The following is a 14,043-nucleotide window of genomic DNA, read 5'->3' on the forward strand; positions in this document are numbered from 1 at the left end:
ATGGCCACCCCGTTATTCGAAATCAAAGACCTCCACGTTTCCGTCGAAGGGAAACAAATCCTGAACGGCCTCTCCCTGACCGTTCGCGCGGGGGAAACCCACGCCATCATGGGGCCCAACGGCTCCGGCAAAAGCACCCTTTCTTACGCCGTCATGGGGCACCCCAAATACAAAATCGAATCGGGCCAGGTCCTCTACAACGGCGAGGACATCGCGGCCTGGCCGGTCAACGTGCGCGCGGTGAAGGGCCTCTTTCTGGCCTTCCAGTACCCCGTGGCCGTCCCGGGGGTCAGCGTCGTCAACTTTTTGCGGAACATCCTCAAGAACCGGCGGGGACAGGACATCGATTTGAAGACCTTCCGGAAAGAACTCAAGGAAAACATGAAGGTCCTGCAGATGGACACGGCTTTCGCCAACCGCTATTTGAACGACGGGTTCTCCGGCGGCGAAAAGAAGCGGCTGGAAATTCTCCAGATGGCGCTCCTGAAACCCTCCATGGCCTTTTTGGACGAGACGGATTCGGGCCTGGACATCGACGCCTTGAAGGTCGTCTCCGACGGCATCAACCGCTTGGCCAGCCCCGATCGCGGGATCGTCCTCATCACCCACTACCAACGGCTTTTGGATTACGTGAAACCCGGCTTCGTGCACGTCCTGGCCGGCGGGCGCATCGTCCGCTCCGGCGGGCCGGAGTTGGCCCTGGAACTGGAAAAGAAGGGGTACGAGTGGATCGCCCCGACGGCGGAAGCCGCCGCGGTGCGCGTCTAAGGGGGGACCATGTCCTCAAAAACCGATCTCAAAGGGCTGGGCAAGGATTACGAGTACGGCTTTCACGACTCGACGGCGGGCTACACCTTCCAGTCGGGCCGGGGGCTGACCCGGGACATCGTCGAACGCATTTCCGACATGAAGAAGGAGCCCGCCTGGATGCGGGAATTCCGCCTGTCCTCCCTGGACATCTTCAACAAGAAACCCATGCCCACCTGGGGCAACACCAAAGCCCTGGGCGAAATCCAGTTCGACAACATCCACTACTACATGAAGCCCACGGACAAACAGGGCAAAACCTGGGAAGAAGTGCCCGAGGGCATCAAGAACACCTTCGACCGCCTGGGCATCCCCGAAGCCGAGCGGAAATTCTTGGCCGGCGTCACCGCCCAGTACGAGTCGGAAGTGGTCTACCACTCCATCCGGAAGGACTTGGAAAAGTTGGGCGTGCTGTTCCTCAGCATGGACGACGGGTTGAAGCTCCATCCGGAGATCGTTAAAAAATATTTCGGCACCATCATCCCGCCCGCCGACAACAAATTCGCGGCCTTGAACTCCGCCGTCTGGTCCGGCGGGTCCTTCATCTACGTCCCCAAGGGCGTGAACGTGCCCATCCCGCTCCAAGCCTACTTCCGCATCAACTCGGAGAACATGGGCCAGTTCGAGCGCACGCTCATCATCGCCGACGAGGGCTCCTTCGTGCACTACATCGAAGGCTGCACCGCGCCGACCTATTCCTCGGACTCGCTCCATTCGGCCGTGGTGGAGCTGATCGCGCTCCCCAACGCCAAGATCCGCTACACCACCATTCAGAACTGGTCCAAGAACGTCTACAACCTGGTGACCAAGCGGGCCGTGGCCCACGCCCACGCCACCGTGGAGTGGATCGACGGCAATTTGGGCTCCAAGCTGACCATGAAATACCCCGCCGTGTACCTGGTGGGCGAGGGCGCCCGGGGGGAAATCCTCTCCGTGGCCTTCTCCGGCAAGGACCAGCACCAGGACGCCGGCGCCAAGATCGTCCACGCCGCGCCCCACACGACCTCGGTGGTCACCTCCAAGTCCATTTCCAAGGACGGCGGCCGCTCCAGCTACCGCGGCCTGATCAAAGTCCACAAGGGCGCGGTCGGGTGCAAGTCCAACGTCCGCTGCGACGCCTTGATCATGGACGCGGCCTCCCGGTCCGACACCTACCCCACCATGGAGATCGACGAGGAAGACACCTCCATCGGGCACGAGGCCTCGGTGTCCAAAATCGGCGAGGAACAGCTTTTCTATCTTCAGTCCCGCGGTCTCTCCGAGGCCGAGGCGACGCTCATGATCGTGAACGGTTTCTTCGAGCCCTTCGTCAAGGAACTCCCCATGGAGTACGCCGTCGAGCTCAACCGGCTGATCGAACTCGAAATGGAAGGTTCGGTGGGTTAGGGTGAACGCCGCCCTGGAACCGACATCGGCCGGCCTGACCGCCCTGCGCGAGAGCGCGGCGACGCTCTTCGCCGCCCTCCCCTGGCCCAAAACCGAGGACGAAGCCTGGCGCCGCACCGACCTGGGCTTTTTGGACCCGGACCGTTTCGACCCCGCCGCGCCGGAAGGACTGTCCGATTTCGACCACGCCGACGTTTTGGATTTCGACCGCCCCGAGGAACGCCTGGGGGAAATGATCTGTTCCGGCAACGGGATGTTCCGCCGCTGGTCCAAGGAGCTGGAGGCCCAGGGCGTTCATTTCTGCGACCTGGCCACCGCCATGACCCATTATCCCGACAAGGTTTTCCCCTACCTGGGCCGGGTGGTCCCGCCGGAGTCCGGCAAGTTCGCCGCCTGGAACGCCGCCCAATTCACCTCCGGGATTTTCCTCTACGTGCCCCGGGGCGTCGTCCTGTCCCAGCCGATTTTGGGGGCCTTCGGGTTCGGGTCCTCCACGGGCCGGGCCTTTTTCCCGCGCACGCTGGTCGTGCTGGAAGAGGGCGCCCAGGCCACCTACATCGAAGACCACACCGCCCGCGCCGCCGAGGGGGAAAACCTTTCCAACGGCGTGATGGAGTTCGTCGTGGGCGCCGGGGCCAAACTGAATTACGTCCATTTGCAACGCTGGCCCAAGAACTGGTGGCACTTCTCCAAACAAAACGCCTGGGTCCGGCGGGACGGCGAGATGAATTCCATGGTCATCGCCACGGGCGCCGGCACCAGCCGGGCGGATTTCGGCTCGGATTTGTTGGAGACCGGCGCCTCGGGCCGCCTCTACGGCCTGGTCTTCGGCGACGAGGAACAGCGCTTCACCCACCACACCCACCAGGACCACCGGGCTCCCCACACGACGAGCGACCTGCTCTTTAAAGCGGCCCTCCGGGACAACGCCCGCTCCATCTACACGGGGATGATCAAGATCGCCAAGGAAGCCCAGAAGTCCAACGCCTACCAGGCCTCCAAAAACGTTTTGCTCTCCAAGGGCTCCCGGGCCAACGCCATCCCCATGCTGGAAATCCTGGCCGACGATGTGAAGTGCGGCCACGGCGCGGCCGTGGGCAGTTTGGACGACGATCAGCGGTTTTACCTGATGAGCCGGGGCCTGGCCCGGGAAGAAGCCGAGCGGGCCATCGTGGAGGGATTTTTCGAAGACGTGCTCCAGCGCATCCCCGTCCCCGGCATGTCGGACCGCCTGCGGGCCGTGTTGGACGCGAAGCTCGAGGCCCCCCGTGGGTAATTACCACACCGTCACCACGGTGGATCAAGTCGCCCCGGGCACCCTGCGGGTGTTCCGGGTGCGGGGCAAGCGCATCGCCATCAGCCAGGTGGAGGGCTCCTTTTACGCCATCGACGACGTCTGCACCCACGACGACGGCCCCCTGGGCGAAGGCACTTTGAAGGGCGACGAGGTGGAGTGCCCCCGCCACGGCGCGCGTTTCAGCGTGCGCACCGGCGCGGCGCTGTCCATGCCGGCGGTGGCGCCCGTCCACGTCTACCGCGTGCGGGTGGACGGCAAAAACATTCAAGTGGAGTGGCCCCAGTGAAATCCCCCGTTGCTTTGGACGTCGCCCGGCTCCGCCTGGACTTCCCCATTTTGTCCCGCAAAATCAACGGCCACCCCCTGGTTTACCTGGACAACGCCGCCACGACGCAAAAGCCCATGTCGGTCATCATGTCCATGACGGCCTATTACGAGCGCACCAACGCCAACGTCCACCGGGGCGTGCACACCCTGTCCCAGGAAGCCACCTCCCTCATGGAAGATTCCCGGGTGAAAGTGGCCAAGTTCATCAACGCCCCGGACCCGGCGACCGTGATCTTCACCCGGAACGCCACGGAGTCCATCAACCTGGTGGCCTATTCCTGGGCCCGGAAACACCTGAAACCCGGCGACGAAATATTGCTGACGGAAATGGAGCACCACTCCAACCTGGTGCCCTGGCAGTTGGCGGCCCAGGCGACGGGCGCGGTGCTCAAATTCATTCCCGTGACCGGCTGGGACGGGTATTTGGATCTGTCGAAAATTTCCGATTTGCTCACGACCAAGACCAAACTGCTGGCCTTGACCCACATGTCGAACGTCCTGGGCACCCTGAACCCCGTCGAAGATTTGGCCCGGAAGGCCCACGCCGTGGGAGCCAAGGTGCTGGTGGACGGCGCCCAATCGGCGCCCCACCTGCCCATCGACGTTCAAAAGCTTGGGTGCGACTTTTTCGTTTTCTCCGCCCACAAGATGCTGGGCCCGACGGGACTGGGCGTCCTTTGGGCCCCCCGGGAACTGTTGGAATCCATGGACCCGTTTTTGGGCGGGGGGGACATGATCGCCCAGGTGTGGAAGGACCACTCCACCTGGAACGAACTGCCCTACAAATTTGAAGCGGGCACGCCCAACATCACCGGCGCCATCGCCTTCGGCGCGGCGGTGGATTATTTAACCCAGGTGGGCATGGACACGATCCGCGCCCACGAGATGGACCTCACGGGCTACGCCTTGAAGGCGCTCAAAGCCCGGTTCCCCAAGATCGTCCTCCACGGCCCGTCGGACGCGGCCCAGCGGGGCGGGGTCGTGAGCTTCGAGCTCCCCGGCATCCACCCCCACGACGTGGGGACCATCGTCGACCGGGAAGGCGTGGCCATCCGCGCCGGGCACCACTGCTGTCAGGTGCTCATGAAAAAATTCGGTGTCTCGGGCACGGCCCGGGCCAGCTTCTACATCTACAACACCCGGGAGGAAGTGGACGCCCTGGTGAAATCCCTGGAAAAAGTGGAAGAGCTCTTCGCCCAGAAGGCCCGAGCGTGAGACGGTTTGTTTTCGCCGCGGCGATGGTTTTTGTCGCCGGCGGCCTCCGGGCGGGGGACGAGGCCGAGCTGAACTTCATCGGTTTTTCCGAGGACGGCGCCCGCTTCGCCTACGAGCAGTTCGGCGTTCAGGACGGCTCCGGGTTCGGCTACTCCCAATTTCTCTTCGTCGACGCGGCCAAAAACGCCTGGGCCGGTCCCCCGCAGGGGGTCGAAGACGAGAAGGGCGATTCCCTGGAGGCCGTGCGGGCCCGGGCCCGGAAAGCGGCCGAAGCGTCGCTCCAGAAATTCGGCATTCAAGTCGGAAACACGGGCGACCATCTGCTGTCCCATCCCACCACGGACCTGGGCGTGGAGGACCGAACGGCCAAATTCCGGCTCCCTTCCGCCTCCGAGCCCTACGAGCTTCGGTTGGAGGAGACCCCGGTGAAAAACGCCGTCTGCGAAGAGCGGGGCCAGCCGGCGGCCCTGTTGACGGTGACCCTGACCGGTTCCCCGTCGGGGAACGTCCGGGTGCTTCAAAAGGACGCCGCCCTGCCCCGAAGCCGCGGCGCCTGCCCCGGCGGGTACCGGGTGCAGGACGTCTACGTTTTTAAAAACACCCTGGCCGTTTTTTTGAACGTGTACACGGCCGGGTTTGAAGGGCCCGACATGCGCCACCTGGCCCTGGGCTCCCCGCTGGAGACGAAATGACCGACGACCTTTACCGCGATTTGATTTTGGACCACTTCCGGCACCCCCGCAACCAGGGGGCGCTGGCGCAGCCCGACGTCAAAGTCCAGGGCGTGAACCCCCTTTGCGGCGACAACCTGGAGCTGACCTTCATCGTCCGGGAAGGCAAAATCGAGGACATCAAGATGACCGGGAACGGCTGTTCCATTTCCCAGTCTTCGGCCTCCATGATGACCGAGGCGCTCAAGGGGAAAGATTTGTCCACCTCCCAGTCCCTGGCCCAGGCCTTTAAGAAGATGATGCTTCAAAACGGCTCCGCCGACGACCTGCCCGAGGATTTGGAAGACCTGGCGGCCCTGGAAGGCGTGCAAAAATACCCCGTGCGGGTGAAATGCGCGCTCCTGGCCTGGAACACCCTGCTCCAGGGATTGACCGACTACCAGGAAAAGAAAGCCTGATTTAAGGAGAGCCCCGTGCCCACCCTTCCCGAAATCCGCACCGTCCTAAAGACCGTTTACGATCCCGAAATCCATTTGAGCGTGATCGATCTGGGCCTGATCTACGACATCGCCGTGGAAAAAGACGGCGACAAGGGCGACCGCATCAACGTCAAAATGACCCTCACCACCCCCGCCTGCCCCTACGGCCCCGCCATCTTAAGCAAAGTTCACTCGGAACTCTCCGCCATGACGGGCGTTTCCGACGTGAAAGTCGACCTGGCCTGGATCCCGCCCTGGGACCCCCGCAAAATGGCCTCCGACGAAGCCAAGCTCAAGATGGGGCTTTTCGAGTTGGACGACGCGGACGAAACGGAAACTGCCGCCGCCCTTTCGCAGAGCTCGAGGACGGCGGGCGGTCCCACGGGTCCCGAAACCCCCGCCGCCCTTTCGCAGAGCTCGAGGACGGCGGGCGGTCCCACGGGTCCCGAAACCCCCGCCGCCCCCCACGTCACGGAATAGCCCGGGTCCCGGCGTGAAAACGCCGATTCGAAAACTCCTTCCGGCTTTTCTCTTCCTCCTCCCTCTCGGGCCCCTCCGGGCGGAGCGGCGGCCCTTCCTCATGGGCACGTCGGTCTTCGCCGACCTCTTCCAATACAAATTTGAAAATTTGGGCGACAAGGATTTCCTGTCCATCCACGTGGACGATTTCCTCGGCGTCCCCTGGGACGCCTTCAAAACCGGCGCTCCGCCCCCGGCCGCCTGGGCCGCCCAGTGGGAGGCCCTGGCCAGCAGCGCCGCGGCTTCGGGCAAAATCCTTTACCTGTCCGTCTCGCCGCTCGCGGGGCGGAAAACCCTGACGGATCGGGTGCTTTCCAACGGCACCACCCAGGGCGGCTGGGCCCCCGTGGACGCGGACGGCTGTTACCCCTTCGCCACGGACCCCGACGCCGAGGCCAACAAACAGGCCTACCTTCGCTACTGCCAATACGTGATCGACCGGGTTCGGCCCACCTACTTCACGCCCGCCATCGAAATGAGCGTCCAGTTCACCAAATGCCCCCTGCAAAAAGCCGCCTTCAAAAATTGGTATTCCGACGTGTACGCCGCCCTCAAGAAGGCCAATCCCAAACTCATCATCTTCCCGACCTACCAGTTCGAGCACATGTACGGCCTGGCCGAACCCGCCGCCTGGTGCGGCGGCACCCGGACCGACGCCTCCATCGCCGCCTGCTTCCAACAGCGCCTGGAGGAGGCGGCGCAACTGCCCGGGGACCGCATGGCCTTTTCCATCTACCCCTATTTGTGGAAGTACACGCCCACCCTGCCCGACAATTACAGCACCACGGTCCCCTACGAGGACGCCTTCGCCCGGGTGAAGCGCACGACCCATAAAAAGATTTGGATTTCCGAAACCGGCTGGCCCGGGGTGGACGTCTACGACGCCTACGCCCACGCGACGCCCGCCTCCTCCTGCGGCGTCAACGTCATCCCATCGCCCGCCCTGGCGGGAGAGGCGAACCTGGCCAACCACATGACCCAACTGCTCGCCCAAGCCCAGGCCAAGGAATTCGAGGCGGTGGTCTGGTGGTCCAACCGGGACCAGCTGGACAAAACCCTGGCCGGCGCCTGCCCCTGCGCCAACGCCGGGGACACCACCTGCTCCTGGTCCGACGCCTTCTACCAAAGCGGAGGTGGAGGAGCGGCCGGTTCCGTGGTGGAATTTCTTTGGCGCATCAACGGCAACACCGGCCTCCGCTACCGGGACGGCACGCCCAAGCCCGTCATCCACGCCCTCTGGTCGTCCTATCTGTCGCAACCCCTGGCCACGCCGACGTCGCCCAAAACCATCCAGGCCTACCCCAACCCCTTCCGGGCCAGCCGGGGCGACGCCGCCGTGAACCTGACGGAGGTCCCGCCCAACGCCCGCCTGCGGATCTACACGGTCAACGGCGAATTGGTGAAGGAACTGGAAGCCAACCCCCTGGGCTTCACCGCCTGGGACGCCACCGACCGAAACCAAAAGCCCGTCCCCAGCGGCGTCTACTACGTGAACGCCGACGGCGGGGGGGAAACCAAGACGACCAAGGTGGTGGTTCAGCGGTAGGGGGGCTTTGAAGAATGGCGGGAATTGGTATAATGAACAAAGGTACGCCGATTAAGATTTACAGATCTTTTTCCGATTTAGTGACCAAGAAGGTGAAAGGCCACGGGCGCCATTCAGCTTCATCGGCCCCGGAGTCTTTCAGCACTTTAAAATTTGTTTTCCGAGTGGATAAAAGATGAAGGGCGCCCTTGCCCAATTCAGCAAGGGCTGCCCGCACTTTCAACACTTGGTAAGGATGCGGGCGTAGTTCAGTTGGTAGAACGTCTCGTTGCCAACGAGAAGGTCGTCGGTTCGAACCCGATCGCCCGCTCCACTTTAAGAATGGCCGACTTCGTCGGCCATTTAACTGTGCGGGCTGTCCCTGCTGGTTTGGGCAGGGACGCACGCGGTTGATAAGCAATAGGAAGGCTGATTCACTCGGCCGGATAAACATTGCGGGCAGCCCTTGCTGAATTGGGCAAGGGCGCACGCGGTTTATGAGCTAAGAATGGCCGACGGAGTCGGCCGGATAAACAGTCGGGCAGCCCTTGCTGATCTGGGCAGGGCCCTTGATCAGAGATCAAGGACCTGGGGCGGTTGCAGAGCAACCGAATTCCCCCAAGACGCACGCGGTTGATAAGCAATAGGAAGGCTGATTCAGTCGGCCGGATAAACATTGCGGGCAGCCCTTGCTGGTGTGGGCGGGGCCCTTAATCAGAGATTAAGGACCTGGGGCGGTTGCAGAGCAACCGAATTCCCCCAGAACGCACCCGGTTGATAATTATGGTGTTGATTCTTTTGAGGTTTTCCTAAGCGGGCGATCGTGGGTTCACTCACGTCGCCCGCTTTTTTTTGATTGGTAGCGCAATCGGATTTCTTCCGCTAAACGATCAGTCGGGACGAAAAATAAAGACTGAAAACTGTGGAAAATCGGGCCTCTCTAAACCATAAAACTAACCGATAGAAAAATTTAACGCCTCCCCTGAAGCCCCGCCGCAATTGACTTCCCTCGGAAACCTGTTAAAATATTGATACTTCTTTAGTTAATTCCGCACCAAAAGGCCTCTATGCGCCGGGTTTGTGGTTTTGACACCTTGTCCGCGCACCTCGTCCGAAAAAGCCTCTCCCTGTCCCTGAGCGTTGCGCTCGGGGTTTTTCCCATGGCCACGGCCTTTGGTCGGGAGGATGATCGCACCTCCTACCTCGCCAACAACCGCTACCAGGATTACCAAAACCAATACAAGCCGGAGAAGAACTACTCCGCCTCCTCCCAACTGGACCGGCAAATCAGAATGCAGAACACGGCCCTGGCATTGCGGTTCCAGGCGCCGACGGCGACGTCCCTGGGGCGGATGGATGCGCCAATGCCCACGTTTCAAACCCCCACGATAAAATTCGACTTCCTGGGGAACAACGCCCCCAAAGTTCCCAACGCCCTGCGGGCGACGCCCCAGCCGGAGGCCCTGACGGCGCCTATCAAGCCGGGTCTGCTGGGCACCATCGGCAATGCCTTAAAGGCGGTGGGGCACGCCATGGCCTACCCCTTCCAAAAGATTGGGCAGGGGATTGCGGGCTTGATACAGCGGGCCTTTGGATCGGGCAACCGGGCGACGACCCTGACCGACAGCCAACGGGCGACCTTGAGCGCCTATCGCAACATACAGCCCGCGGGGGATGGGACCTTTAAGGCGGCGGGGCAAACCGTGGCTTTTGGTCGAACCTGGGAGGAGGGGGCGACTTTTAAGGTGGAGGGGGATCAACTGCGGTTGATCCAGGGCACGAGCTTTGAAAAGACCTTTGGCGGGATGGAGCGGAAAGACGGCGGGCTGATGCCGCTCAAGATGGCGGAAGTGAACGGTGTCATTCAACCAACGGGCCTGGACTTTGACCGCCTGGCCCCCAACACGGCCTGACGATCAAGTCGCCCATGACCATTGAGGGGTTTGGGGAGCTGAAGGCGGGGGAGATGACCTACCAGGGGGCATGGAAATCCCTGGACGGGCAAACCACGGGGGGGCGATTCAAATTTGAAAATACGCTCCTGGACCTAAACAAAGACCTGGCCCACGGGATAGACATGAACAACCCCGTGGCGCTCCGCCAAGCCACCTTTGCCCTGCAGGCGGAGCTGATGCGGCTAAACAGCGCGGTGGTGGAGAAAGGCGCGGGCAGATATTTTGTGAGCCAAGAGGAAAGCCCCGTGGACATCGGCCGCCTCGAAAAAACCGCCGGGGAGTTGGACAAGGGGAGCGAAGCCAGCCTGCGCGCCATTGAAACCACAAAGCAGGACATGGCCCACCGGACGGAGGCCCTGGGGGCGTCCGCCAAAGCCCTGGCGGAGAGGACGGGGCAAGGCGGCGCGGTCACGATCGACATGAGTGACCGCTTAACCGATTTGCAACGTGAAGCCCTGGCGGTGCGGGGGGAAGCCAACCGAATCGGCCAGGCCCTAAAGGCCGGCGACTACGCCGGGCTGGACACAGCAACCAAAAACCTGGCCCAGCGCCAGGATGCCCTGGCGAAAAAGACCGAGGACCTGGCCGGCCAGGCCGCGGCGATTAAGGATTTGCAAAAGGGTTTTAGAGGGATGGAGCTTGGGGCCAAGGCGTTGTCCCAAAAAGCCGAAGGCCAAGTGGCTGCCCAGGAGAGCGAAAACATTGAAGCCTCCGCCCAGATCGCCATTGCGGCCGCCAAGGTGTTGGTGGGCCAAGGCGCGATAACCCCCGAGCAAGGCGCCCAATTGGGAACCCAAATAACAACCCTGCGAAACCAAGTGAGAGGCGTCGCACCGTCCGCCACGATAAAGCCCGAGGAGACAGCGGCCCACGAGAAGCAGGGCTTCTTTGGCCGGATGCTGCAGAAAGCCAGCGATCTAAAAACAGCCGTCGCCAACCGTTGCCAAGAAACAGCCGCCAAAGCCGGCGTAGCGGCCACCGCCGCAAAAGCGCTGGTCACGGACACCGCCAATGAAACCGCCGCCTGGACAATGACGGTGACCCAAAGCGCGGCGGCTAAGACAGCGGGTGTAGCACTATCTACGAAAGAAAATATTTCTGATTCATCTAAAAAAGCGATTGGCTGGATCGAGAGCATTACCGAAAGGGCAGAAAAAAATACCGCAAATCACTTGTTACGCCTCCCTTCGGCAACACGAACAGTTAGTGCTTTCATCGAAGAACGGGTTGGTGCTGGTGTGATCGCCGTAAAGCGGAAAGGTGTGAATGGCATTCAGCAGACTGCTGCCCTGGCCTTTGCAGCCGGAGACCTGGTTGTTTCTCCCTTGACCGGTTCGGAAATTAATCGGGATCCTATGCCGGGGTACAAAGCCATAAGGCAAGAAAATATTTTGGGCATCCCTGATGAAAAGGGAATCGAATTATTCGGCGCTCCGTCGACCAGACGCGCAGGTAATTCTGAGGCCGTAATATTTGACATTCGACACTTTTATCGAACCCCGCCTTTAGTGAACGTGATGCCACATTCTCCATGGATCAAATTAGACAAGGGTGATCAGTCAAAGAATATCAGGGTGTGTTTTAACGAGGCACCAGCGGATTACATAACGGACGTGAAATCCTCGAAATCGATTAATTTGTTTGTTCATGGATTCAATGTCACCTCCGCTGAATCTCTAGCGTTCAGGGAAAAAATGACTCGCGGAATGAACTATGCGGGATACAAGAATCTGAATGCACTGATTTCTTGGTCGGGCGACGTTGGCGGGAATTATATTTCCAAGGCGGTTTATTATAGTCGCGCGGTTCGGTCGGCGGATTTGTCGTGGCAGGGAGTCCGGCGCATTGGACAGTTCGTTAAGAGTTACAATCCGGAAATAAAAATGAATGCGATGACCCACAGTTTGGGTGCGCGCTTGATTTTAGAGGCAGCGGCTAGTGGGATGAAATTTCATATGGTTATCATGTTGGTTCCCGCGTTGGATAACGAAGTTTTTTCGCGTGGCGGTTTTTACGAAAAGGCAATTCAAAACATTGATCACCTGGTCGTGGTTTATTCAAAGAACCAGGAAGCAGTTTTCGGTATCTATCGCTTGTCTCAATTTGATCGTGCTATGGGGGATGTCGGCCCATCTGGGCCAGTAAATCACCCTGATTTTAAGGCGATTGATGCTACGAAGGCATCCCGAAATCAATACGGAATTAGAATTGATAGTCACAGCGATATATACGAACGAGAGACCATCAGGATGATGATAGAGCAATTGAGGAGAGATCAATGAATAAACTTCGAATCCCGATTTTTGCCTTCTTGGCTTTTATTTCGATGTCGGGTTGCCAAGCCAAAGATCCAAAAGTGATTTCGTCCCATTTAAAAATTGGTATGACCAAGGCGGAATTGAACAGCGCCTTGAAAGAAGAATCGTTTCTTCGAGAGCAGCTTGTAGCGGTTTATCCAAATCGATCGGTAAAAGAAATGAAAGGCATTATTGGTCCCCATGATCCCTCTGAGTGGTGTTATCCTGAAACTCTTGGCGATCAGTTGCGTTTCGATGGGAACGAAAAAGTTTTCTCCTATTTGATCCATAAAAAATATGTGTTTGCAAATGGATGGTTTTTTGATTATTTGGCCGTGTTCTATGACCAAAAGAATGACAAGGTTGTCGGCTGGGGATTTTTCCATGAGATAGGGAAACCAGAAACGTGGAACGACAATTTTTAAAACCGAAGATTCGGCATGAAGAATTTGCGAGGGAAATTGCAGAGGCGATTGGTTGAATGGTTGTAAGAGCAAGAAATGTTGGATTTGTTATTTATTTCGCATTAATGGGGACTGCTTGTCGGCATTGCATGAATGTCGGGGCTGTAACAGCCCAATTGCGAATTGGGATGAGCAAAGCTGAATTAGATCAAGTGATGAAAGCGGAGCGTTTTATTAGGGAGCAAGTGGTGAAGGTTCGTCCCGGGAGTAATGAGATTCACACGCGTGCCGCTATACGCAACAATAAAATTTATAAATATGTTTCCCCAGAAGATCTCATTGAAGTGCGCTTGCCTTTTGACGAAAGCGTAACTGCGTATTCGTATTTGATCAAAGAAGAGCACTGATTTGCCAATTCAATTAACGTTGAAGCTCTTTTTGTTTTCGTGGATACGAAAAAGGATGCTGTCATCGGTTGGGCAGATATTGATGGGCTTGTTGAAACTCGGCTCTGGAACGATTATTTTTAAAGAGTTTGAATTGAACGACGCAACAGGCAAAGTTTGCTTAGATCGATTAAAATCGTGTTTTCTTTTTTTCGATAGTAAAATAATAATCTAACGGAGCCCCCCATGAACCCCTACCGCCCCAAAGACCTAACGCTTTTGCTGTTGCGCATCGTCGCCGGCCTACTGTTTTTACAAGCCGGCGGCATGAAGCTCTTTGACTGGTTCGGCGGGGTCCCCGCCGAATTCGGCGGCCATCCCAAACTCTTCTCCCTGATCGGCATCGGCGGGGCATTGGAATTCTTCGGCGGGCTTCTGGTTCTGTTGGGCCTTTTCACCCGCCCTGCCGCTTTCATCATCTCGGGCCAGATGGCGGTGGCCTATTTCATGTTCCACCAGCCCAAGGGTTTTTGGCCCATCCAGAACCACGGGGAACCGGCGGTCCTGCTGTGCTTCATCTTCCTTCTTTTTGCCGCCCACGGCGGCGGGGACTGGAGCTTGGACGCCAGGCTCTGCCGTAAAAAAGTCACCGTTCCTCCCAAGTAACCCGCCGCTCTTCTTGCAGGCCCCTTAAAAACCTTTTCGTTCGTCCTCCCGGAATGGTTTTATCCGGGATTTGAATGCTTTCTTCCATGGATAAGACCCCCTGGATTCC

General features: G+C 59.1%; 14 protein-coding genes and 1 tRNA gene. All 15 read left to right on the forward strand.

What is annotated here, in order from left to right:
* The 15 genes from sufC (at position 1) to IPP68_11190 (ending at position 13,934) form a co-directional block, all read left to right on the forward strand.
* Entirely contained in the window at positions 1–768 is a 768-nt protein-coding gene (sufC, locus tag IPP68_11120; GenBank protein ID MBL0350906.1) for a Fe-S cluster assembly ATPase SufC, read from the forward strand.
* A 9-nt stretch (positions 769–777) separates the two neighbouring features.
* Positions 778–2,193, forward strand: coding sequence for a Fe-S cluster assembly protein SufB (gene sufB, locus IPP68_11125; protein ID MBL0350907.1), 1,416 nt, complete (start codon positions 778–780; stop codon positions 2,191–2,193).
* A gap of 1 nt (position 2,194) precedes the next feature.
* Positions 2,195–3,469 carry a Fe-S cluster assembly protein SufD gene (gene sufD / locus IPP68_11130; GenBank protein MBL0350908.1) on the forward strand — a complete coding sequence of 425 codons (1,275 nt, stop codon included), beginning with the start codon at positions 2,195–2,197 and terminating at the stop codon, positions 3,467–3,469.
* The gene (locus IPP68_11135; protein MBL0350909.1) at positions 3,462–3,776 is read left to right on the forward strand and encodes a non-heme iron oxygenase ferredoxin subunit; all 315 of its coding nucleotides are present in this window, start codon (positions 3,462–3,464) and stop codon (positions 3,774–3,776) included. The genes sufD and IPP68_11135 overlap by 8 nt, the downstream gene beginning before the upstream one ends.
* A 14-nt stretch (positions 3,777–3,790) precedes the next feature.
* Positions 3,791–5,032 (forward strand): cysteine desulfurase, encoded by a 1,242-nt coding sequence (locus tag IPP68_11140; protein ID MBL0350910.1) that lies wholly within the window; start codon positions 3,791–3,793, stop codon positions 5,030–5,032.
* On the forward strand, positions 5,029–5,724 hold the full coding sequence (locus IPP68_11145) for a DUF2259 domain-containing protein (GenBank protein MBL0350911.1): 696 nt from the start codon (positions 5,029–5,031) through the stop codon (positions 5,722–5,724). Before IPP68_11140 ends, IPP68_11145 begins: the two co-directional genes overlap by 4 nt.
* Complete coding sequence (locus IPP68_11150; protein MBL0350912.1) at positions 5,721–6,161, forward strand: SUF system NifU family Fe-S cluster assembly protein; 441 nt, start codon at positions 5,721–5,723, stop codon at positions 6,159–6,161. The genes IPP68_11145 and IPP68_11150 overlap by 4 nt, the downstream gene beginning before the upstream one ends.
* Positions 6,162–6,176: 15 nt before the next feature.
* Positions 6,177–6,662, forward strand: coding sequence for a DUF59 domain-containing protein (locus tag IPP68_11155; GenBank protein MBL0350913.1), 486 nt, complete (start codon positions 6,177–6,179; stop codon positions 6,660–6,662).
* A 13-nt stretch (positions 6,663–6,675) separates the two neighbouring features.
* Positions 6,676–8,247 carry a T9SS type A sorting domain-containing protein gene (locus tag IPP68_11160; protein MBL0350914.1) on the forward strand — a complete coding sequence of 524 codons (1,572 nt, stop codon included), beginning with the start codon at positions 6,676–6,678 and terminating at the stop codon, positions 8,245–8,247.
* A gap of 237 nt (positions 8,248–8,484) precedes the next feature.
* A tRNA-Gly gene (locus tag IPP68_11165) sits at positions 8,485–8,560 on the forward strand.
* Between the two features lie 733 nt (positions 8,561–9,293).
* Positions 9,294–10,139: a hypothetical protein gene (locus tag IPP68_11170; GenBank protein ID MBL0350915.1), complete on the forward strand. Its 846-nt coding sequence runs from the start codon at positions 9,294–9,296 to the stop codon at positions 10,137–10,139.
* 14 nt (positions 10,140–10,153) lie between these two features.
* Positions 10,154–12,463: an alpha/beta hydrolase gene (locus tag IPP68_11175; GenBank protein ID MBL0350916.1), complete on the forward strand. Its 2,310-nt coding sequence runs from the start codon at positions 10,154–10,156 to the stop codon at positions 12,461–12,463.
* Complete coding sequence (locus tag IPP68_11180) at positions 12,460–12,903, forward strand: hypothetical protein (GenBank protein ID MBL0350917.1); 444 nt, start codon at positions 12,460–12,462, stop codon at positions 12,901–12,903. The genes IPP68_11175 and IPP68_11180 overlap by 4 nt, the downstream gene beginning before the upstream one ends.
* 56 nt (positions 12,904–12,959) lie before the next feature.
* Entirely contained in the window at positions 12,960–13,289 is a 330-nt protein-coding gene (locus IPP68_11185) for a hypothetical protein (GenBank protein ID MBL0350918.1), read from the forward strand.
* A gap of 225 nt (positions 13,290–13,514) precedes the next feature.
* On the forward strand, positions 13,515–13,934 hold the full coding sequence (locus IPP68_11190; GenBank protein ID MBL0350919.1) for a DoxX family protein: 420 nt from the start codon (positions 13,515–13,517) through the stop codon (positions 13,932–13,934).
* The last annotated feature ends 109 nt before the right edge of the window (positions 13,935–14,043 follow it).

It is taken from the genome of Elusimicrobiota bacterium (genome assembly GCA_016722575.1).
In the GTDB taxonomy this organism is placed as follows: Bacteria; Elusimicrobiota; Elusimicrobia; order FEN-1173; family FEN-1173; genus JADKIY01.